The sequence below is a fragment of the Roseibium sp. QJM3NY_11 genome, assembly GCF_056173175.1.
The window spans coordinates 1,649,668-1,671,724 of record NZ_CM149660.1; the positions used below are offsets into that span (position 1 = coordinate 1,649,668).

Sequence of the window (22,057 nt, forward strand, 5' to 3'; positions counted from 1 at the left end):
TGTGAGACCGCAGCCCGTCAGTCGTAGCTGTAATCCATGACGCGGGCGTTCATCTGGCCGTTGTCGGCGTAGGGCATGTAGTCGCGCATCAGCTTGCGGTAGGCCAGGAAGCTTTCGGTGATGCGCACGACAAGTTCATCGTCGCTGGCTCTGAGATCCGCGATCACTTCGCCGGCGGCGTTGCCCATGGCCAGGATCACCTCGTCCGGGAGCTTGCGCACCATCACGCCATGATCGTTGACCAGTTGGGTCAGGGCCTGGGCGTGCCGGGTGTTGTACTCGGTCAGGACATCGTTGTAGAGGCTGGCGCAGGCACGCTGGACGGCTTCCTTGAGGTCGTCGGGAAGGTCGTTGTAGGCCTCCAGGTTGACGGCGCATTCTTCCGCCGAAGACGGCTCGCCGACACCCGGCCAGTAGTAGTTCTTGGCGATCTGGTAGTAGCCGAGCGCGCTGTCCGTCCACGGGCCGATGAACTCGCCCGCATCCAGGGCGCCGGACTGCAGCGCCTGGAACATGGCCGGGCCGCTCATGGCCTGAACCGCCATGCCGAGCTTGGAGCACATTTCGGAGGCCAGACCGGTGGAGCGGAACTTCAGGCCCTTCAGATCGTCGACGCTGTTGATCTCGTTGCGGAACCAGCCGGCCCATTGCGGTCCGGAGTTGCCGCACAGGAACGGTTTCAGGTTGAAGCGGCCGTAGATCTCGTCATAGAGCGCCTGGCCGCCGCCATGGATCAGCCAGCCGGCCTGTTCGGGGGCCGTCAGGCCGAAGGGCTGCGAGCCGAACAGAAGGATGCCCTTGGACTTGGAACCCCAGTAAGCCGGGACCGCGTGGTAGAGTTCGGCCGTGCCCTGGCCGACGGCGTCGAACACGCCGTTGCCCGGCACGATCTCGCCGGCGGCGAACAGCTTGACCTCGATGCGGCCGCCGGAGAGCGCGGTGATGCGGTCTGCCAGCATCTGGGCGGCAACGCCCGGGCCGGGCAGGTTCTTCGGCCAGGCGGTGACCATGCGCCACTGGCGCACGTCCTGGGCAATGGCCGGAGCCGCCAGCGTGGAGGCGGCAACAGCGGCCGTGCCGGTTGCGCCTGCTTTCAGAAAATCACGTCTTTTCATGGTATTACCCCTCGTTCATAGGTTTATGCCCGGAGCGTCCCGCCGTGGATTTATTTTCCCAGAATTCCCGGCAGGTTGAGCCCCTGTTCTTTCGCGCAGTCAAGCGCGATCTCGTAGCCGGCATCGGCGTGACGCATCACGCCCGTGGCCGGGTCGTTCCAAAGCACCCGTTCGATACGCCGGTCGGCGTCTTCGGTGCCATCACAGCAGATCACCATGCCGGAATGCTGGGAGAAGCCCATGCCGACACCGCCGCCATGATGCAGCGACACCCAGGTCGCGCCGGAGGCGGTGTTCAGCAGGGCATTCAGCAGCGGCCAGTCGGACACGGCGTCGGAACCGTCCTGCATGGCTTCGGTCTCGCGGTTGGGCGAGGCGACCGAGCCGCTGTCCAGATGATCGCGGCCGATGACGACCGGGGCCTTCAATTCGCCGGTGCGGACCATCTCGTTGAAGGCGAGGCCGAGCCGGTGGCGCTGGCCGAGGCCGACCCAGCAGATGCGCGCCGGCAACCCTTGAAAGGAAATGCGCTCCCGCGCCATGTCGAGCCAGGTGTGCAGATGCGGATCGTCCGGGATCAGCTCCTTGACCTTGGCATCGGTCCTGTAGATGTCCTCCGGATCGCCGGAGAGCGCGCACCAGCGGAACGGGCCGATGCCGCGGCAGAACAGCGGCCGGATATAGGCCGGCACGAAGCCGGGAAAGGCGAAGGCATTTTCCAGGCCTTCTTCCAGCGCCATCTGGCGGATGTTGTTGCCGTAGTCGAGGGTCGGCACGCCGGCGTTCCAGAAATCGACCATGGCGGCCACATGCACCTTCATCGAGGCACGGGCGGCCTTCTCGACCGCTTTCGGCTCGGTCTCGGCCCTCGCGCGCCACTCGGCGACGGTCCAGCCCTGCGGCAGGTAGCCGTTGAGCGGATCGTGGGCGGAGGTCTGGTCGGTGACGATGTCCGGCTTCACGCCGCGTTTGACCAGTTCGGGGAAGACATCGGCGGCGTTGCCGATCAGGGCGACGGACTTGGCTTCGCCGGCCCTGGTCCAGCGGCCGATCATCTCCAGCGCTTCGTCGAGGGAATGGGTCTTCTCGTCGACATACCGTGTGCGCAGGCGGAAATCGGCGCTCTTTTCGTCGCATTCGACGGCGAGGCAGCAGGCGCCCGCCATCACGGCGGCGAGAGGCTGGGCGCCGCCCATGCCGCCGAGACCGCCGGTCAGTATCCAGCGGCCCTTCAGGTTGCCGTTGTAATGCTGTCGGCCGGCTTCCATGAAGGTTTCATAGGTGCCCTGAACGATGCCCTGGGTGCCGATATAGATCCACGAACCGGCGGTCATCTGGCCGTACATGGCCAGGCCCTTCTTGTCGAGTTCGTGAAAATGGTCCCAGTTGGCCCAATTGGGTACCAGATTGGAATTGGCGATCAGCACGCGCGGGGCGTCCTTGTGGGTGCGGAACACGCCGACCGGCTTGCCGGACTGGACCAGCAGGGTCTCGTTGTCTTCCAGGCTCTTCAGGCTGGCAACGATGCGGTCGAAATCCTCCCAGGTCCGGGCCGCCCGGCCGATGCCGCCATAGACCACCAGCTCATGCGGGTTTTCCGCGACATCGGGATGCAGGTTGTTCATCAGCATGCGCAAGGGGGCTTCCGTCAGCCACGACTTCGTATTGAGCTCGGTGCCGGTGGGTGGAAACACGTCGCGCGCATTGTGGCGGCGGTCAGTCATGGGTCGCTCCCTGAATGGTCTTGTTTGCCAGAGACGGCGCGAGGCTCTCCAGTGCGCACAGAATGTTCTTCAGATGCACGCGCAGCCGGTCGGCGCTGGCCGGGTCGTAGGCGAAGGGCACGTCTTCCGATGCCAGGTGGGTCTTCTGCGCCAGCTCCATCTGGATGGCGTGAAGACCTTCGCCGGGCCTTCCGTAGTGTCGGGTGGTCCAGCCGCCCTTGAAGCGGCCGTTCAGGACGGACGTGTAACCTTCCGCGGCACCTGTCCGGCCGACGACGGCAGTCTCGATTTCCGGTGCGCAGGTGGCGCCGTTGTTGGTGCCGGTGTTGAAGTCGGGCAGGGTGCCTTCGAACAGGAACGGCACTTGTGACCGGATCGAGTGGCAATCGTAGAGGATGGCGATACCGTGTTTGGCGCGCACCCGCTCCAGCTCGGCGGCGAGCGCCGCGTGATAAGGCGCATGCCAGGAAACGCGGCGGGCGTCGATCTTGGCGGGATCCGGTTCCTGTCCGTCCTCATAGAGAGGGCGGCCGTCGAAATCGGTGGTCGGGCACAGGGTCGTGGTGTTCTGGCCGGGATAGAGCGAGACGCCTTCCGGATCGCGGTTGGCATCGATCACATAACGGTGGAAGTTGGCCTTCACCATGGTCGCGCCGGGCAGAAGGCCCGCGTAGAGCCGGTCGACGTGCCAGTCGGTGTCGGCGAGCTTCCGGCCCGTTTCATTGAGGCGGGTCTTGATGTCATCGGGAACAAAAGTGCCCGCGTGCGGGACGCCGAGAACCACCGGGCCGTCCCCTCTTGAAACTTCAACCGGTTGCATGGACGTCTCCCAGAGCGATCATGTCGTTCGCGGAGACCGCCGCCACCAGCACGCGCGTGCGGATCAGGTCTGCCGCCGTGTCCAGATCGGGAGCCATGTAGCGGTCCTCGGTCAGTGGCGGCACGTCTGTCCTCAGTCTGGCGAGAGCTTTCTGCAACGCGATGCTGGTCTTCAGCGGGGCCCGATGCTCGACGCCCTCGGCGGCACACAGCAGTTCGACCCCGAGGATCTGCGAGAGATTTGCGTTCATCCGGGCGAGGCGGCGGGCGCCGTGGGCGGCCATGGAAACGTGGTCTTCCTGATTGGCGCTGGTCGGGGTGGAATCCGTCGAACACGGATTGGCGAGATGTTTGTTCTCGCTCATCAGCGCGGCGGTGGTGACCTCGGCGATCATCATGCCGGAATTCAGACCCGGGTTCCGGGCCAGAAACGGCGGCAGGTCGAAGGACAGCGTCGGGTCGACCATCAGCGCGACGCGGCGCTGGGAGATGGCGCCGAGTTCGGCCACCGCGAGCGCGATCTGGTCGGCGGCGAAGGCCACTGGCTCTGCATGGAAATTGCCGCCTGAAACGATCCGGTCGGCATCGATCAGCACCAGCGGATTGTCGGTGGCAGCGTTGGCCTCGATCTCAAGGGTGCGGCCGGCCATGCGCAGCAGATCGATACAGGCGCCGGCCACCTGCGGCTGACAGCGGATGCAGTAAGGGTCCTGAACACGGCTGTCGCCATCGCGGTGGCTTTCGCGGATTTCCGACCCGTCCATGATCGCGCGCATGGCGCGTGCGACCTCGATCTGGCCGCGATGGCCGCGCAGCGCGTGAATTTCGGCAAGCAGCGGCGCGGTCGAGCCCATTATGGCGTCGGTGGAAAGGCTCGCGGTGACCAAAGTCGCCTCCGCCAGCCGCCACGCGTCGAACAGGGCGGTGAGGGCGCAGGCGGTGGAGAACTGGGTGCCGTTGATAAGGCCAAGGCCTTCCTTGGGGCCCAGCACGACCGGGGTCAGGCCCGCCTGGGCCAGCGCGGTGCCACCCGGCATGCGGACACCGGCGATTTCCGCCTCACCTTCGCCGATCAGCACGGCGGCCATATGGGCGAGCGGGGCCAGGTCGCCGGAGGCGCCGACCGAGCCCTGCGCCGGGATCACCGGTGTGACGCCTTTGAGAAGGCAGTCCTCGATCAGCCTCAGCACGTCGAAGCGGACACCCGAGGCACCGCGGCCGAGTGACAGCAGTTTCAGCGCCATCATCAGGCGGGTGGTGGTGGCATCGAGAGCCTCGCCGACACCGCAGCAATGGGACAGGATCAGATTGCGCTGGAGCGTGGCCGTGTCTCCGGCTTCGATCTTGACGCTGGCGAGCTTGCCGAAGCCCGTGTTGACGCCGTAGACCGCTTCATCGCCGCCGGCGGCAACGGCCACCCGTTCGGCGGCGAGATCGATTGCGTCTTTCGCGGCGCGGTCGATCTGAACGGGCAGTTGTTCCCGGTAAAGCCGCTCCAGGTCGGCCAGGGTGGCGGTGCCGGGGCTCAAGGTGAGGGCGCTCATTCCGAGCCTCCGAAAATGCGTTTTTCCAGGGAATTGAACCCGATCCGGTAGGAGAGTTCCGCCGGATGGTCGACGTTCCAGATGACGAGATCCGCCCGTTTTCCGGCTTCCAGCGTGCCGTGGTCGCCAAGGCCGAGTGCCCTGGCGGCTTCGCGGGTGACGCCGGCAAGCGCCTCTTCCGGCGTCATGCGGAACAGGGTGCAGCCCATGTTCATGGTCAGCAGCAGGGAGGCGAGCGGCGACGAGCCGGGATTGCAGTCGGTGGCCAGCGCGACCGGGACTTTATGTTGGCGCAAAAGCTCCAGCGGCGGATATTGCGTCTCGCGCAGGGTGTAGAACGCGCCGGGCAGCAGAACGGCGACGGAACCGCTTTTTGCCATCGCCTTCACACCCGCTTCGTCCAGATATTCCAGATGGTCCGCGGAGAGAGCGCCAAAGGAGGCGGCCAGGGCGGTCCCGCCGAGATCGGAGAGCTGCTCTGCGTGCAGCTTCACCGGCAGGCCGAGGCCCCGGGCCTTGTCGAAGACCCGGGCGATCTCATCGCGTGAAAATGCAATGCCCTCGCAGAAACCGTCGACCGCATCGACGAGGCCTTCCGCGTGAGCGGCTTCCAGCGCCGGCAGGCAGACCTCGTCCAGATAGGCGCTGGACCGGCCCTTGTACTCGGCGGGAACCGCATGGGCGCCGAGGAAGGTTGTCTTCACGTGTATGCGGCGTTCCCGGCCGATCCTGCGGGCGACGCGCAGCATCCGGAGTTCGGTGTCCCGGTCGAGGCCGTAGCCGGACTTGATCTCGATGGTGGTGACGCCCTCGGCAATCAGGGCATCGACGCGGGCAAGGGCGGAGGCGAGCAATTCGTCCTCGCTCGCGGCGCGGGTCACCTTAACCGTGGAGACGATGCCGCCGCCGGCGCGGGCGACCTCTTCGTAACTGGCGCCCTCGAGGCGCATTTCGAATTCACGGGCCCGGTTGCCGCCAAACACAACATGGGTGTGGCAATCGATCAGGCCGGGGGTGACGAGGCGGCCACCCAGATCCTCGCAGGCGAGCGAGGCGTAGCCCGCGGGCAGTTCGTTCGCCGTGCCGGCCCAGGCGATCCGGTCGCCGTCGATCACCAGCGCGCCATCGTCAATCAGGCCATAGGCCGCTCCGTTGGCGGTCAGCGTGGCCAGTCTTGCGTTGGTGAGGAGGCGTCGGGACACAGCCATCTCCGGCTTGATTAGATTGCGTTATAAGATAATATGCATGCACATATTAAGGTGTCAACGGAGGAAAAAGCGGCATGTCGACGGTTTCCGGTGCAACGGTATTTGCGGACAAGGCGCTGCTGCCGGACGGCTGGTCGGACAATGTCGCGGTGACCTTCAGAGCCGACGGCAAGATCTCCCGGGTTGACAAGGGAGCCGCCGCACAAGGCGAGCGGGTAGGCATCCTGCTGCCGGCGCCGGTCAATCTCCACAGCCACGCCTTTCAGCGGGCCATGGCCGGCATGAGCGAGCGGCGCGGATCCGAGCCGCGCGACAGTTTCTGGACCTGGCGCCAGATCATGTTCCGCTTTCTGGATGCGCTCACTCCCGAGGACGTTGAGGCGATCGCCGCCTTCGTCCAGATGGAAATGCTGGAGGCCGGCTATGCGGCCGTCGGCGAATTCCACTATCTGCACCACCAGCCGGACGGAACGCCTTACGGCAATCTTGCCGAAATGTCCGAACGCATCGTCGCGGCGGCGGCGGAGACCGGCATCGGCCTGACCCATCTGCCGGTGCACTACCAGTTCGGCGGCTGCGACGGGCGCCCGCTCGCGGCGGGCCAGATCCGCTTCGGCAATGATATCGACCGCTTTGCGAAACTGCATGAGCAGGCGGCCCGGGCAGTCAAGTCTCTGCCCGGCGATACGGTGATCGGCGTTGCCCCGCATTCATTGCGCGCCGTTGACGGGGACGGCCTGGAAAGCGCCATCGCGCTGGCGGCCGGCGCGCCGCTGCACATGCATCTGGCCGAGCAGATCCCGGAAGTCGAGGAGGTTCTGGCGGCAACGGGGCAGCGCCCGGTCGACTGGCTGCTCGCCCACCATGATGTCGGCGAGAGCTGGTGCCTGATCCATTGCACCCAGATGACACCGGCGGAGACCGAAGGGCTGGCGAAGACCGGTGCCGTCGCGGGCCTGTGCCCGATCACCGAATCCAGCCTCGGCGACGGCATCTTCGACGGTGTCGCCTATCTGGGCCATGGCGGCCGCTTCGGGGTCGGCTCGGATTCCAACATCCGGATCGCACTTTCGGAGGAACTCAGGACGCTGGAATACTCCCAGCGCCTGCGCGACACCTGCCGGGCTTCGGTCGCAACCAGGGAAAAATCCACCGGGCGGGTTCTCTTCGACGGCGTCACCCGGGGCGGCGCGCAGGCGGCGGGCCGCCTGTCGGGCGCCATCCGGGAAGGGCGATATGCCGACCTCGTGGCGCTCGACGGCACCGCCATCGACCTTGAGGGCCGGGACGGGGACGAAATCCTCGATGCCTGGATCTTCGCCGGCGACGACCGCATGGTGTCGGACGTTTGGTCCGCCGGCCGGCATGTTGTTTCACGCGGAAACCATGTAAAAGGCAACGCCATCCGGGCCCGCTACAGAACCACCATGGCTTCCCTGCGCGGCCGGCTCTGATCAATGACCGAGACTGGACGGTTCGACACGTGACGCTGACGGAGACAAATTCCTGGACCGGCATCCGCGCCGAACTTCTCAGGCGCATTCACGACCGCGTCTGGCAGCCGGGCGCGCAGATCCCCTACGAAGCGGATCTTGCCGAGGAATTCGGCTGCGCCCGGACCACGGTCAACCGGGCGCTCAGGGATCTGGCGGACAGCGGTCTCGTGGTGCGCAAGCGAAGGGCTGGAACGCGGGTTGCGCTCAATCCGCCGCAGCGGGCGACGCTGACCATCCCGATCCTGCGCGAGGAAGTCGAGGCCCTCGGGCGCAGCTACCGGCACAGCCTGCTGGAGCGGGACCTGCGCCCGCTGCCGCCGATGCTGCACGGCGCCTTTCAGGTGACGCTCGGATCGGATGTCCTGTTCCTGAAGACGCTGCATTTTTCCGACGAGCGGCCCTACGCCTACGAGGAGCGCTACATCAACCTGGAGGCCGCTCCGGAGGCGCGGGACAGAACCTTCGAGGATGTCAGCGCCAACGAATGGCTGGTCCACAACGCCCCCTACAGCCACGGCGACATCTCCTTTTTCGCCGTCAATGCGGACAAGACCCTGTCGCAGAAGCTGGACGTTGCCACCGGCGCCGCGCTGTTTGCCATGGAACGTATCACCTGGGCCGGCGACCTACCGATCACCCACGTGCGCCTGATCTTCGCGCCGGGGTACAGGATGCGTACGGAGATTTGAAGCGGAGAATGGTGGCGGGGGGCGTATCAAGGCTGCGCTTGGAGGGGATGTCCGGAACGGGGCCGAAAGCAGCGGTGTCTCGATTTGGCTGAAAGCCGACTTTCGCTACGTGTACGCAATGGACAATCCGCAAGTGGACTTGCCCTTAACTTTGGTCCGCTTCAAGGAGGGGGGATCACAATGCGCACAGTTTTCGAACACTTGTCTTGAGAATTCGAGGTCTCCGAAAATCTGCTCGAGAGTTGTAACAGACCATCAGAACAAACCTGTTCCCCCGGAAGTCCCTTGGAAAAGGAAAATCCTGTTTGCGCGATAATGGCATATTCATAATTCTGAACTTGGGTTGCGCGCAGTGGAATTCCGGAAAATACTTTGTTTTTAATCCGTTTCAGGGGCTAACGCCATTCGCCAGAAAACAACACCCAGCGACAGCCAGACTAGGGAATTGAGGACATTGTTTCTGTCTGATATTCACCTAGGAACACGCGGATGCCAGGCTGACTTGCTTCTTGATTTCCTGCAGCACCACAATGCGGAAACGATCTATCTGGTTGGTGACATCATTGACGGGTGGCGGCTTCGGAAAAAGAAATACTGGCCAGAAAGCCATCAGGCGGTTTTCGACGTTTTGCTGGCGCGTGGAAGAAATGGCACGAAAATCATCTATCTGCCGGGCAATCACGATGAGTTTTTAAGACAGTCTCCAAACCACCGATTTGGCTGTATCGAAATCGTCGACGACACTCAGTATGTCACCGCAGATGGCCGCCGCTATCTGGTCATTCACGGTGACCAGTACGACGTTGTCATTCAGAACGCGAAGTGGCTCGCATTCCTCGGCGACCGATTTTATGTTACGGCTTTGGCGCTGAACACTTGGCTGAACCTTGCACGCCGATCCTTTGGGATGAAGTACTGGTCATTGGGGGCTTTTGCAAAAAAGCATGTGAAACAATTTGTCAGTATCATTGGTCAGTTTGAAGCAGCTGTTGCCTCCGACATCAAGCAACGACAGCTCCACGGAGTTATTTGCGGACATATACATCATGCGGCCGACCGTGACATGAATGGCATCCATTATCTCAATACAGGAGACTGGGTCGAGAGCTGTACAGCAATTGGCGAGCGGTTTGACGGCACACTTGAAATCATTCGTTGGAACGAGGCAGACAAATTCGATCTGTCAACGGACCTTGATAAAGAGCGTGTAGTTGCTGCATGAAATCAGTTCTTTTTGTTACGGATGCTTGGCGTCCGCAAATCAACGGCGTCGTTCGCACCATAGAGCACACTGCGCGTGAATTGATCCGGCGCGGTGTGCGTGTTGAGTATCTCAGCCCGCAAGGCTTCAAGACATTACCTTGTCCGACATATCCGGAAATTCGACTCGCCCTTACAACCAAGGGTACCGTCCGGAATATTATCCGCGAGCACGACTGCGAGCACATCCATATTGCGACAGAAGGGCCGCTCGGCTTACTGGCTGCCGCTGCGGCGCGGAAGGATGGGCGACCTTTTTCAACCAGCTATCACACGCGATTTCCGGAGTATGTCACGGCGAGGATGCCACTACCAAAAGCCCCATTTTATGCCTGGTTCAGACGCTTTCATAACTCCGGCACCAGCTGCATGGTGGCAACTTCCGAACTGGAAGAAAGTTTGAGACAACGGAAGTTCCAAAATCTGATGCGTTGGTCACGTGGCGTTGATACGGATTTATTCCACCCGCACGACGGCTCCGTGCTGCCAGCGGAACTCCCACGTCCGATATTCATAAATGTCGGACGTGTGTCGGTGGAGAAAAACATCAAGGCATTTCTCGATCTGGACCTTCCCGGGAGCAAAGTGGTTATCGGTGAGGGACCACAACTGGATAGTCTTCGCAAAAAGTATCCAGATGTCTATTTTACCGGGACAAAAACCGGTGAAGATCTGGCCCGGCATTACTCCAGTGCCGACGTCTTTGTTTTTCCCTCCAAGACCGACACCTTCGGGCTGGTTCTCTTGGAAGCCCTCGCCTGCGGTGTTCCTGTCGCCGCGTACCCGGTCATGGGACCAATTGATGTCATTGGAGACAGCAGCGCAGGTGTTCTTTCCAACGACTTGCGCAAAGCGTGTCTGGAAGCGCTCGACATTCCGAGCGATCTTTGCCGCGCAGCGGCGCTCGAACAAAGCTGGGCTGCCTGCACCGATAGGTTCGTCGAAAACATGACAGCAGCAAATCAGGCCCACGCCATGGCTTCGGGGTAACCACCAGTGCTAGCTGGCCAGCGACGTCGATCCAGTCCGGGCCTCCAAAAATTGATCGCTCAAGATGCCTTTTGCGTCAGTAACGGAGAGTGGTTCGAAGTCCCTGGCGAAGTGAGCAGGCAGTCGGAATGCCGGCCGATATGCACTTCGCAATTTGTCAGTGGCGGCGTTGTACGTCAACGTCGGCTCCTTGAAAGCTTGATACATCTGCCGCGGACTACCGAAACCCAGATTGCTGTAGAAACGGTGCAGGGGCCGCGCCGCCGCCAGGACAGTTTGCTCCCACTCGTAGTGTTTACGCCAATGCCATGCGTGCCCGAATGAATGACGCGTGAGTGCCAATTTACGCCCGCGGAACTGCAGCAAATCCCGCAAGAAAGGAACAACTTTGTCCAACGGTTCCTTGGGCCACTCGACCAGTTTCTGGCCATCCATGTCGCTCAAAAGTACATTCGGCATCAATCGGCCAGCGTGCGCTGCTTCGTCAAAATAGGGTGTGCCGACGATCGGAATCGTTAGGGATAAAAGGCTGGGCAAGGGAATAGTTCTGTCTGACAGGATACCGGATATCTGGGTTTCAACCTCGGTTGTGGTTTGCTGCCCAAAGTCGACAATCATGCCATAGTCAAAAGAGATGCCGTGTTCGGCGCAAGCTTCGGTCAGTGATTTCGGGTCCGAGGAGAGGCTCTGCTTCTTGTTGAAGGTCTTCAGGACTTTTGGGTCGAGATTTTCAACGCCTGAAAAAATTCCCTTGCAGCCATTCTCAGCCATGAGCTTGAGATTTTCTCGCCGTTTGAAGAAATCTCCTGTTACAAGTGCGCCCCACCCGCGAAATTGACCCTGGCGCCAACGGTCGCCGATTAATCGGAGCCGTGCCTCAAAGGTGTTCCGGTTGTTGCCGTAAAAATTGTTGTCCAGCACCATAACAGCGATGGCTCTGCCCATAGCGTCGAGCTGGTTCTCGATCGATTCCTTGGAGTGGGCGGTATACGCCCGTCCCTCGCCGGACAGTGAGCAGAAAGAACAGGCAAAATTGCAGTTTTTTGTCGTCTCCAGATATCCAACACCCATAGCAGGTGCCGTCAGATCAAACCTTGGTGCCGTGTGGTCGGCGCGGTATCTGGGACCCAAAACGCTCTCGATTATCCCCCCGATCTCGTCCACATCCCCCTGACATGTGTAATCAAAGACCTCATTGCAGATCCCCGGTAGAGCGCGAGCAATCGGCCCACCAATAATGGAGACAACCCGGGGACTAAAATGCCGACAATAGGCAGCTAACTGGCGCGCTCGGTCAAAAGCGGCGGTCAGCCCTGTGAAAACCACGATATCCGGCCATTCGAACACAGAGCGTTTTAGAAGCGCTCCATGATACATCTCATCCCAGACCCGGACGTCACAATGATCACGATCGAAATATCCTGCCAAATAATATGGGGCCATTGCGCGGGGAACGAACAAGCGCGTCGGTGATGCAGACCTCCAAGGATCAAAATATGCATTTACAATAAGAATACGTTGCTTTCGACCAGTTGGCATCATGCCTCCAAATAACTTGGCCAGTCTTCAGTATTTCAGTGATGTTTGAACCGGTCCACTTGCTTGGTATTATTCAACTGGCGACAAGGCATGGCGCTGATGTCATTCAACCTACCATGTGCGATCAGTCGCAGCCTTCAAGCACTGTAATCCAATACTCACTTGTTTAACGTCATGTAATCGATTTGTTAGCTGGTAGTGCTTTATGAATGTCTAAGCGTTAGACGAATATCAGACAAAAACCTGCAATTGAAACGATTTCCAACATTTCACCGATAGATTTTCCATGGAAATGATCGATTATTTAAGGGAACACGAAGCGTTCTCGCATTTGGACGATGCCGTACTTCAGCGTATCGTTTCCGTGTCCGAGTTTGTCCGTTTTGCCGAGGACGAGCCGATTGTTCAGGAAGGCGAGAAAACGTCCGACTTGTTTCTCCTTGTGGAAGGGCAAGCACGTGTGATTCGAACAGGTCCAGGAGGGGAAATCATACCGCTGAGCACAGTTTCTGCCGGCGAATGTCTTGGTGAACTGGCATTTTTGGACGGAGCGCCACGTGCGGCATCGGTTTTTGCCCAAACACCCTGCGCACTTGTGAAAATATCAGAGAAAGGGCTGTACGCTCTCAGTGACGGGGCAGCTGTTACCGGAGAATTGAAAGCGGCGCTTGCAAGTGTCGTCGTGAAGCGTGCTCGCAGTCTGAGCGATGACATGCTGTCTGCACTTCGCGAGCAACTTGCAACCAAGTCGTTGCAGAACCAGTTTGGTTACTTTCTGGTATTCACCATCGCACTGTATCTCATTTCGACATCTCTCTTTTATCTCGTGGCCGAGCGTTACGTGAAAGATGTCTACGATCCCGGCTTTTCCTGGCAGACGGTGCTGCTGTTCGCGGTCCCCTGCCTCATCATAATCAAGGCGATGAAAATCCCGCCAAGTCAGCTCGGTTTACGTCGCGAGGGGCTGTTCCGGTCGGTTGGAGAGTCGTTTGTCGTCTGTCTGGCGTTGTCCGTTCCTGCGCTGATTTACTTGCTTTTCTTCAAGGCCGATCAGGCCCCCGACGCCGCTGGCGTCAAAGTCGATACTTTGTTCCTGGTGCAATATTTCGTTCATACCGTGATGCAGGAAATCGGTTCCCGTGGCTTGCTTCAGGGATTGTTCCAGAAATTCCTGGCAGACACAAAAGGCCATCGTTCCGTTCTGCTCACCAGTACGATTTTTGCGTCCCTGCATCTGACTTTCGGTGTTGATGCCGTGGTGATCACATTTTTCGCGAGTATTGTTTTTGGGTATATCTATCTGCGCCAGAACAACTTGGCAGGCGTTATCCTCCTGCACTTTTGGCTCGGTGTTCTTGCTGCAATGATGGTAGCAATCTAGTTGTGCAGTCAGACAGGTGCTCGCTAATTCCAAATGCTCCGCGAATTGCAACGGTGCGGACAAGAGTTAGGCCAGACACGGCAGAAATCGCACTTCAAGTAGCGCGGACAGGATTTGTTGGGCGTTAATATAGAGGCACGGAAAAGCCACTGGGTCACAGCAAAATCATCAGTCGAACGAGAGCGTGATGACTCATCGAGTTTCAAGGGCTTCAGACTCCCAAGCAGTCACCTCTCCAATGATCGAATTTCTCCGACAGATACTGATGTCCGCTATTTGGATTCTGCGCCGCGACACCTGGCAGTGTGATGCCCCCCAGAAATGGACCGTTAGCGCCGACCAGGCAATCCGGGTCGAACGGCAGGAAAGACCGCAAAGCAGTCATGGATCCCAAACTTCGTGCCACTGGCCCGTTCAATTCAACCAAGGCCAGGCCTCTACGTTGACTCAAAAACGCCCTCTCCAACGGGAAAGGGCGTTTCGATTTTGGAGTTACCAGCAACGGTGCTCAATCCACCAGTGATCCTTCCTCGTTCTTCTTCATGCGGCGCATGCGTGCCTTCAGCACCCGGCCGAAGACGACGGGCAGGAGGAAGCCGATGAGGGCGAGGGTCCACAGGCCGATGGACAGGGGACTGTCCACGAGCGTCCACCAGTCGCCGTTGTCGATGGTGATCGCCCGGCGCAGGTTGTTTTCCATGTTGTTGCCGAGCAGCGTGCCCAGAATGACCGGCACCAGTGGCACGTCGAGCTTGCGCAAGACCCAGCCCATGACGCCGAAGCCGATCATCACCAGCAGGTCGAAGGACGAGCCGGAAATGCCGTAGATGCCGACGAAGCTGACCATGGCGACGATCGGCATCAGGAGGCGCGGCGGGATCAGCAGCACCCTTGTGAACAGACCGATCATCGGGATGTTCATGAGCAGCAGCATGAAGTTGGCAATGAACAGCGCCGCGATCAGGCCCCAGACAACGTCCGGCTGCTGGGTGAAGAGCAGCGGGCCGGGGGTGATGTTGAGGGCCAGCAGCACGGCCAGCAGCACTGCGGTGGTGCCCGAACCGGGCACCCCGAGTGCGAGCATCGGCACCAGGGCACCGCCGGCGGCGGCGTTGTTGCCGGCTTCGGGCGCGGCGACGCCACGCGGATCGCCGGTGCCGAAGGTGCCGTCCTTGTCGACCAGCTTCTTTTCCATCGTATAGGAGATGAACGAGCCGAGCGAGGCGCCGGCGCCCGGCAGAACGCCGGCGACGAACCCGAGCACACTGGTGCGCAGCATGGTCGGTGTGCAGGACTTCAGCAGCGCGAAGCTCGGCATCATGCGGCCGACGGAGACCTTTTTGGCGTCGGCATCGGCCGAACCGTGCCGGTGTTCCAGGAACAGGAACACTTCCGAGAGGGCGAACAGACCGACAATCGCGACCAGGAAGTCGATGCCGTCATAAAGATGGACCTCGCCAAAGGTGAAGCGTGGCACGCCGGTCTGGGTGTCGACACCGACGGTGGCAAGACCGATGCCGAGGGCCGCCGCAAAGGCGGTCTTGGCCTGGTTGCTCGCGGCGACGCCGCCAAGGGTGGCGAAGGCGAGGGTGAACAGGGCGAAATATTCGGCCGGGCCGAACAGCAGCGCGATCTTGACCAGTTGCGGTGCCAGCAGGATCAGGCCCCAGGTGGCCAGAAAGGCGCCGACGAAGGAGGCGATCCCGGAGAGTGCCAGCGCCTCGCCCGCGCGCCCCGCCTTGGCCATCGGATAGCCGTCGAGACAGGTCATCATCGCCGGTTCGTCGCCGGGAATGTTCAGAAGGATCGAGGAGATCCGGCCGCCGTACATGGCGCCGTAATAGACCGAGGTCAGCAGGATCAGCGACGGGGTTGCGCCGAGCCCAAGCGTAAAGGCCAGCGGGATCAGGATGGCGACGCCGTTGGACGGGCCAAGGCCGGGCAGGGCGCCCATCATGGTGCCGAGAAAGCAGCCGAGCAGGGCCAGCAGCAGGTTCTGCCAGGTCAGGGCAATGACGAAGCCGTCGGCCAGAGAAGACAGGGTTTCCATGGGAACGCTCCGTTAAAAGCCGAGGGGCCCCTTGGCCAGGGACAGGCCAAGAACCAGGTGGAACACCGCGTAGATGCCGAGGGATGTCAGGCAGCCCGACAGGACGGATGACAGGGGCCGGGTGCCGAGACGCCAGGTGAGATAGGCCGCCGCCAGCGCGGTCGCGATCACGAACCCGAGTTCGGGAAGGAGTATCGCGTAGAGGATCATTACCGCTACGGCGGCGCCCACTTCCATGAAGCGCATGAAGGACGGCCACTCGGGTGCCTTGTCCGGGCGGATGATGATGACCAGGGACGACAGTGCGAGAATTGTGGCGATGATCAGGGGAAAGGCTTTCGGTCCGACGGCGTCGGACAGGAAACTTTCCTCGATGTTGACAGCGGCCCAGGCATATCCAAGTGCGAGGAGAAGCCCGACCAGCCCAAAAATGCGGTCGCTCATGGGTACCTTCCTGAATGCGGCGGCTGCCGGCGAAAAAGGGGCGCGAAACTGAAAATGCTAATCTGGTGAATCAAGATTTCGCGAAACGCTCATTCGTCATCCAGAAGGGAGCGCCGCGAAATTTCGGGACCGGGGAAGAGCGCAGATAAGCGTGGCTCCCAGGTTCCGGCTCGCGCATTGCCTGGACGGGATGACGATCACGACAGGGTTTCGATCATCAAGGCCGGGGGCACGGAAGCCGCGCCCCCGGGTCGGGATCAATGGGGCCGATGTTATTTTATGATGCCGATCTCTTTGGAGATGTCCTGGATCTGCTGGACCGAACCGGCGACGAACTGCTGGAACTCTTCTCCCTGAAGGTCAAGCGGAGCCAGGCCGTTGGCGGCCATGACGCCTTTCCATTTTTCGCTGGCATAAAGTTCGGAGATCATGCCGACCCAGGCATCGTAGGCGTCGTCGGACATGTTGCCCGGCGCGTAGAAACCACGCCAGTTCGCGCCGATGGCGTCGATGCCCTGTTCCTTGGCGGTCGGGAACTCGGAGAATTCACCCGGCAGGCGCTCCGGCGACAGCACCGCGATCACCTTGACGTCACCGCTGTCGACAAATCCCTTTGCTTCGGAAATGTCTCCGGTGAAGGCCTGGACGGACCCGGCGAGAAGCTGGGTGACGGCCTCGCCGCCGCCGTCAAAGGCGATGTACTTGACGGAGCGCACGTCGTCGATGCCGTAGGCATTGGCCGCGATCAGGACCTTCAGGTGGTCCCAGCCACCCACGGCGGAGCCGCCGGCGATGGAGACGGAGCTGGGATCGGCCTTGATCTGGTCGAGCAGTTCGGGAAGCGTGTTGACCGGGCTGTCGGCTGCGACGGCGATGACGCCGTAGTCGGCGCCAATGGCGGCCAGCCAGCGCACCTGGTCCATGGTGTTGCCGGGATAGGCGCCCTGGGCAAGGCGGGTCGCGGTGGCGGAAGATGCTGCCACGATCAGGTCGTTGTCGTCAGCGCGCTTGTTGACCACTTCGGCAAAGGCAACGCCGCCGCCGCCGCCGGCCAGATTGACGACCTGCATGGTGGTGTCGAGCAGTTTCTGGTCCTGAAGCGACTTGCCGACCTGGCGGCAGGTGAAGTCCCAGCCGCCGCCCGGGTTGGCCGGTGCGATGCATTCCGGGTTCTCCGGCTTGAAGTCCGCGGCGGAGACGCCGAATGCGGACGCGCCAAGGAAAGCGGCCGCCAGAAGAAGGCGGGTCGGATTGAACGTCATGATGTGTTTCCTCCACATGAAAGCAAGGCTTTGTAACAGCCCTTGTGATCCGTCGTGCCGCGGTTGCGGGTCCTCCCGACGAACGTGAGGCAAGACTAGCGGCAAACCCTGTCACCAACCTGTCAACCTGCCTCGAGGCGCTTGCAAGCTGCAAATGGCGGGTGCAATGGTTGGCACGGGAGGACAGATTCTTTGCGCTTGCTGCTTGTTGAAGACACGTTTGACATGGCGGAAGCGATCATGATCCGGCTGGAAAGGTCAGGCGTTGCCTGCGATCCGGCCAAGACGCTGGAAGCGGCCCGGGATTGTCTGGAGGTCCAGCGCTACGATGTGATCGTTCTGGACATCAACCTTCCGGACGGGCTGGGCACCGATCTTTTGAAAGACCTGCGGGCTCGGGGCGACCGGACCCCTGTGCTGATGCTGACGGCGGAGTTTTCGGTCGATGACCGGGTCTCGACGCTCAATTCCGGTGCGGACGACTATCTGGTCAAACCTTTCGATCACCGCGAACTGGAAGCGCGCATCCGGGCGCTCTACCGGCGGGAGCTGAGTGACAAGGCCGAGGAACTGACCGTCGGCAACCTCACCTTCAACGCCCCGGCGCGGGTCGTGCGCAGGGAAGACAGTCCGGTCAACCTGACCCGGCGAGAGTTCTCGCTGCTGGAAATCCTGATCCGCAACCGGGGCAAGACGGTCAGCAAGGAGCGGCTGTTCGAGGGCGTGTTCAGTTTTCAGGACACGGATGTCGGCATGAATGCGCTGGAACTCTATATCGCGCGCCTGCGCAAGAAGCTGACCGGTTGTTCCGTCCGGATCGAGACGCAAAGAGGGCTTGGTTACAAGCTGGAGGCCGATGACTGATCTTCTGCGCAGGCTGGCCACCGTGTCGCTGACGACCCGGGTCGCGTTCGGGATCGCCATCCTGCTTGTCCTGGGGGGCGTGATCGTGTCGATCGCCGCTTTCGCCTATGGCCGGGAAGCCGCCAGAACCGCCTATGACCGGTTGCTTCTCGGTGCGGCAACGGACATCGCCTCGGCCCTCAGCGTTCAGGATGGCCGGCCTGAAATCGAGTTGCCGGTCTCCGCCTTCGAACTGCTCGCGCTCGCTCCGGAGGACCGTATCGGCTACCGCATCATAGGACCAGGCGGTAAAACGCTGACCGGTTACAGCGAGCTTGTGCTGCCGGCCGGGCGGGCCGGACGCAGCGCGGCGGGGCGCCAGGGCGAGGGCTTCTTCGACGGCAGTTTCTTCGGCGAACCCGCCCGCTTCGCGGTGGTCTCGCGCAGGTTCGCCGAACGCACCCTCAACGGCACGATCAAGGTGGTCGTCGGCCAGACGCTGAGGGCCCGCAATGCCATGGCCTATGACATCACCCGCAAGGCGCTTTACGTGCTGGGCGTATCCGGTCTTGCCATGGTTCTTCTGGCCGTGGTGGTCGTGCGCTCCGTGATGACCCCGCTCCAGACCATCGCGGGCGGACTGTCGGCGCGCGATCCGCATGACCTGACCCCATTGGACACGGCGGTGCCGAAGGAGACCGAGGTCATGATCAGCGCGCTCAACGGCTTCATGGCGCGGCTCGACCGGCAGATGAATTCCATGCGCCACCTGATTTCAGACACGGCCCACCAGCTCCGGACGCCGGTGGCGGCGCTCAGGGCCCAGGCGGACCTGTTTGCCGATGAAACCGACCTGTCGCGCAAGGAAAGGATCGTCGAGCGCATCCAGTCCCGATCGGCAAGCCTTGGCCGCCTGCTCGATCAGATGCTGAGCCAGGCGCTGGTCATTCACCGCGGCGACAGCGCGCGCAGGGAACAGGTGGATCTGCGCGACATCGCCCTCGATGTGCTGGAAGAAGGCGATCATGCGGTGCTGAACCCGGATTGCGATGTTCAGCTTGAGATCGGCGAGACGCCGGTGATCGTGCCGGCCGACGCGCCCTCGCTGAAGGAGGCCCTGAAGAACCTGCTCAACAACGCCCTCAAATACGGGTGTGCACCGGTTCGGATCGGCGCCGGTCAGGACGGGGACAGGGCAGCGCTGTGGGTGGAGGATGCCGGCGCGGGACCGGATGACGAAACCCTCGCGGACCTGGGCTCCCGGTTCAACAAGGGCACCTTGTCCAGGCAGGCGGGCTCCGGTCTCGGCCTTGCCATTGCCCATTCTGTGGCCTCGTCTTTCGGCGGCTCGCTGAGGCTGGACAAAACCACCGGCGGCACGTTCAAGGCATCGCTGGTTTTCCGGGCTGTCGCGGGAAGATCATCATGATCCTGACGCGTTTCAGAACGGTGCTGACGGCCGCCCTCCTGGTTCTGTCCGCGCCGGGTGCGCAAGGGCAGGAAATGGTTGCGCTGTTCGGCGCCGATACTCCGGCCGAGGTGCTGGTCATGCGCTCGACAACGGATATCGCCGTCTTCGGACCGGTCGTCGAGACGTATGTATCGACCCGTCCGGGACTGCAGGTGCGCTACGAACAATGGGGCTCGAACGAACTCTACCGGCTGAGCCGCCGGAATTGCCGGGAAGGGGTGGCGGGGGCCGATGTCGTCATCAGTTCAGGCGTGCACCAGATGGTGCAGCTGGTCAACGAGGCCTGCGCCTGGACGTATTCCTCGCGGCTGACGGAACGGCTGCCCGACGCGCTCAGATGGCGCGATGAACTGTGGGGCATCACCCGGGAGCCGGCGGTGATGGTCTATAACCGTGACCTGGTGCCGGACCGGGATATCCCGCAAACACGCTTCGATCTGCTGGACCTGTTGAGGCCGGCCGGAACCCCCTATGCCGGGCGGGTGGCCACCTACGACATCGAGCAGTCCGGCCTCGGCTACCTGTTCGCCTTTGCCGATGCGCAGGAAGCCTCCACCTTCGGTGCCCTGCAGGAATCCTTCGGCCGCTCCGGGGCGGTTTCGACCTGCTGTTCGGTGGACATCATCCGGGGCGTTGCCGAAGGCAAATACCTGATCGCCTACAATGTCCTGGGATCCTATGCCCAGGGGTACCAGCGCGGGGACAGCCGGATCGGAATCGTGCTGCCCTCCGATTACACCCTCGTGCTGGCGCGGGCCCTGATGATCCCGAAGCAGGGTGCCAATACCCAGGCCGCTGCGCAATTTCTGGATTTCCTGCTGTCGGCGGAGGGAACGCTGGCGCTCAGGAACACGCTGCTGATCAGTCCGCTCCTGGAGACGGAAGAAGGCAACGAGGGCGAGGCGCTGAGTGCCACGGCATTGCGCCCGATCGGCCTGTCGCCGGCACTGATGGTGGCACTCGACGCGCTGACCCGGGAAACTTTCCTGCGCCGCTGGCGTGCGACTTTTCCAGGTCCCTGAACAACGCTCCGGGAACGGGCCGGAAGGGCCTTAACGAAGCGTCACGGGCAGCGTGAAGGACCAGCTGCTCTTGCCCGCGGCAGCCGGGATCGGCGGGAACGGCGCGGCGCGCTGAACCGCCTTCAGGACCGCCTGGTCGAACGGGCCGGAGCCGGAAGAGCGGGCCAGCCGGATGTTGGCGACGGCCCCGTTCCTGCGGATGGTGAAATGCACCACGGCCCGGCTGCGCGCCTTGCGTCCGCCGCGGGGGGCGCGGACGGCGCGCACCAGCTTGCGATGGACCTTGGCAGGGTAGTTGGTGACGTCCGAATTGCCGGCCGACTTGCTCTTGCCTTTTCTTTGCGATCCGCCCTTTTGCGCGGTCACGCCCGCCGACCCGCCCGAGCCGCCACGGCTGCTGACCTGTGCCGGCGTTTTCCGGGTATCCGGTTTCTTCGCGGTGCGGGACGGGCTTTTCGCGGGTTTTTTCTCGGCCTTCTTGCGGGGAGGTGCCGGAGGCTTCGACGGCGGCGTCGGCACCGGATCCGCTTCGGCCTGCACCACCCGGGTCGGGGCCTGGCTGGCAACGGTCTGACGGACAGGCTCTGCCGCGACCGGTTTTGCCTCGACGGGCTTTGCAGCGATCGCCGGTGTCTCGGGTACGGACCGGTCGGGGGCAAGGGGCCTGGCGTCCGTCGCGGCAACCGCTTCGCGGGCCTGAGCGGGAACGGCTTCGACAATTGTCCTGTCGGGCTCCGCTGGCGGGACCGCATCGCTCGCAGGCGGCGTGACGGTGTCCAGCCGTTGGGCCTGAGGCAGTGCGAAGGTCCGGACCGGTGTCGCGGACAGGGCAAGCGCTGCAGGTACGGCTGCCTGGGGGACGGGTTTTATGGTCTCAATCGGGACAGGTGGTGTGACCTGTGGAAGCGGGAGGGGATCCACTGGCTGGAGGCTTTTGTCAGGTTGGACGACCTCGGCAGCCTTTGCGGTTTCGACCGGCTCGATTTCGACGGGCTCGGTCTCAACCGGTTCGCTGATGGCCGTCTGCTCGACGGTGCCTGCCTGGACGGTGTCGAAAGGCGAATGTCCGAGGACCGCATGGGTGACCTCGCCGGCGCCCTCGACTTCCAACTCCGGGCGCTGCTGAAGCGACATCGCGACCGCGGCCAGATGAACGGCCAGCGACACGCCAAGGGCAATCATCAGGGGTCTTGAGGTCAT

18 protein-coding genes are annotated in these 22,057 nt (G+C 62.0%); 8 read left to right on the forward strand and 10 right to left on the reverse strand.

Going from position 1 to position 22,057, the window contains the following annotated elements; translation table 11 throughout:
• Positions 1–17: 17 nt before the first annotated feature.
• From AC0VX3_RS07525 to hutI, 5 genes are read right to left on the reverse strand one after another with little or no spacing between them, the layout of a single operon-like run.
• Entirely contained in the window at positions 18–1,115 is a 1,098-nt protein-coding gene (locus tag AC0VX3_RS07525) for a TRAP transporter substrate-binding protein (RefSeq protein ID WP_348151344.1), read from the reverse strand.
• A 50-nt stretch (positions 1,116–1,165) separates the two neighbouring features.
• Positions 1,166–2,839: a urocanate hydratase gene (gene hutU / locus AC0VX3_RS07530; RefSeq protein ID WP_475524183.1), complete on the reverse strand. Its 1,674-nt coding sequence runs from the start codon at positions 2,837–2,839 to the stop codon at positions 1,166–1,168.
• Positions 2,832–3,659 (reverse strand): N-formylglutamate deformylase, encoded by an 828-nt coding sequence (gene hutG / locus AC0VX3_RS07535; protein ID WP_475524184.1) that lies wholly within the window; start codon positions 3,657–3,659, stop codon positions 2,832–2,834. Before hutG ends, hutU begins: the two co-directional genes overlap by 8 nt.
• Positions 3,646–5,202: a histidine ammonia-lyase gene (gene hutH / locus AC0VX3_RS07540; protein ID WP_475524185.1), complete on the reverse strand. Its 1,557-nt coding sequence runs from the start codon at positions 5,200–5,202 to the stop codon at positions 3,646–3,648. Before hutH ends, hutG begins: the two co-directional genes overlap by 14 nt.
• Positions 5,199–6,410: an imidazolonepropionase gene (hutI, locus tag AC0VX3_RS07545; protein WP_475524186.1), complete on the reverse strand. Its 1,212-nt coding sequence runs from the start codon at positions 6,408–6,410 to the stop codon at positions 5,199–5,201. Before hutI ends, hutH begins: the two co-directional genes overlap by 4 nt.
• A 74-nt stretch (positions 6,411–6,484) precedes the next feature.
• On the opposite strand from hutI, the gene AC0VX3_RS07550 reads away from it, so the two are divergent.
• From AC0VX3_RS07550 to AC0VX3_RS07565, 4 genes are all read left to right on the forward strand, one after another.
• Positions 6,485–7,864 carry a formimidoylglutamate deiminase gene (locus tag AC0VX3_RS07550; RefSeq protein WP_475524187.1) on the forward strand — a complete coding sequence of 460 codons (1,380 nt, stop codon included), beginning with the start codon at positions 6,485–6,487 and terminating at the stop codon, positions 7,862–7,864.
• Positions 7,865–7,893: 29 nt separating this feature from the next.
• Positions 7,894–8,595 (forward strand): GntR family transcriptional regulator, encoded by a 702-nt coding sequence (locus AC0VX3_RS07555; RefSeq protein ID WP_475524188.1) that lies wholly within the window; start codon positions 7,894–7,896, stop codon positions 8,593–8,595.
• A gap of 502 nt (positions 8,596–9,097) precedes the next feature.
• Positions 9,098–9,817, forward strand: a complete 720-nt coding sequence (locus AC0VX3_RS07560; protein ID WP_475524189.1) for a UDP-2,3-diacylglucosamine diphosphatase — start codon at positions 9,098–9,100, stop codon at positions 9,815–9,817.
• Positions 9,814–10,845: a glycosyltransferase family 4 protein gene (locus tag AC0VX3_RS07565; protein WP_475524190.1), complete on the forward strand. Its 1,032-nt coding sequence runs from the start codon at positions 9,814–9,816 to the stop codon at positions 10,843–10,845. The genes AC0VX3_RS07560 and AC0VX3_RS07565 overlap by 4 nt, the downstream gene beginning before the upstream one ends.
• Before the next feature lie 9 nt (positions 10,846–10,854).
• Here the strand turns inward: AC0VX3_RS07565 and AC0VX3_RS07570 are convergent, their stop codons facing one another.
• Positions 10,855–12,387, reverse strand: a complete 1,533-nt coding sequence (locus AC0VX3_RS07570; protein ID WP_475524191.1) for a B12-binding domain-containing radical SAM protein — start codon at positions 12,385–12,387, stop codon at positions 10,855–10,857.
• Positions 12,388–12,670: 283 nt separating this feature from the next.
• Between AC0VX3_RS07570 and AC0VX3_RS07575 the strand changes: the two genes are divergently transcribed.
• Complete coding sequence (locus tag AC0VX3_RS07575) at positions 12,671–13,765, forward strand: cyclic nucleotide-binding domain-containing protein (RefSeq protein ID WP_475524192.1); 1,095 nt, start codon at positions 12,671–12,673, stop codon at positions 13,763–13,765.
• Positions 13,766–14,273: 508 nt separating this feature from the next.
• On the opposite strand, the gene AC0VX3_RS07580 is transcribed toward AC0VX3_RS07575, so the two are convergent.
• The 3 genes from AC0VX3_RS07580 to AC0VX3_RS07590 form a co-directional block, all read right to left on the reverse strand.
• Positions 14,274–15,815: a tripartite tricarboxylate transporter permease gene (locus AC0VX3_RS07580; RefSeq protein ID WP_475524193.1), complete on the reverse strand. Its 1,542-nt coding sequence runs from the start codon at positions 15,813–15,815 to the stop codon at positions 14,274–14,276.
• 12 nt (positions 15,816–15,827) lie between these two features.
• Positions 15,828–16,259 carry a tripartite tricarboxylate transporter TctB family protein gene (locus AC0VX3_RS07585; RefSeq protein ID WP_475524194.1) on the reverse strand — a complete coding sequence of 144 codons (432 nt, stop codon included), beginning with the start codon at positions 16,257–16,259 and terminating at the stop codon, positions 15,828–15,830.
• 272 nt (positions 16,260–16,531) lie between these two features.
• Complete coding sequence (locus tag AC0VX3_RS07590; protein WP_475524195.1) at positions 16,532–17,521, reverse strand: Bug family tripartite tricarboxylate transporter substrate binding protein; 990 nt, start codon at positions 17,519–17,521, stop codon at positions 16,532–16,534.
• 192 nt (positions 17,522–17,713) lie between these two features.
• Between AC0VX3_RS07590 and AC0VX3_RS07595 the strand changes: the two genes are divergently transcribed.
• The 3 genes from AC0VX3_RS07595 to AC0VX3_RS07605 are packed head-to-tail and all read left to right on the forward strand — an operon-like array spanning position 17,714 to position 20,857.
• Positions 17,714–18,385 (forward strand): response regulator transcription factor, encoded by a 672-nt coding sequence (locus AC0VX3_RS07595; protein ID WP_342892757.1) that lies wholly within the window; start codon positions 17,714–17,716, stop codon positions 18,383–18,385.
• Positions 18,378–19,793, forward strand: coding sequence for a sensor histidine kinase N-terminal domain-containing protein (locus tag AC0VX3_RS07600; protein WP_475524196.1), 1,416 nt, complete (start codon positions 18,378–18,380; stop codon positions 19,791–19,793). Before AC0VX3_RS07595 ends, AC0VX3_RS07600 begins: the two co-directional genes overlap by 8 nt.
• Entirely contained in the window at positions 19,790–20,857 is a 1,068-nt protein-coding gene (locus AC0VX3_RS07605) for an ABC transporter substrate-binding protein (protein ID WP_475524197.1), read from the forward strand. Before AC0VX3_RS07600 ends, AC0VX3_RS07605 begins: the two co-directional genes overlap by 4 nt.
• A gap of 30 nt (positions 20,858–20,887) precedes the next feature.
• Here AC0VX3_RS07605 and AC0VX3_RS07610 read toward each other — a convergent pair whose 3' ends face one another.
• Positions 20,888–22,057, reverse strand: coding sequence for a TonB family protein (locus AC0VX3_RS07610; protein WP_475524198.1), 1,170 nt, complete (start codon positions 22,055–22,057; stop codon positions 20,888–20,890).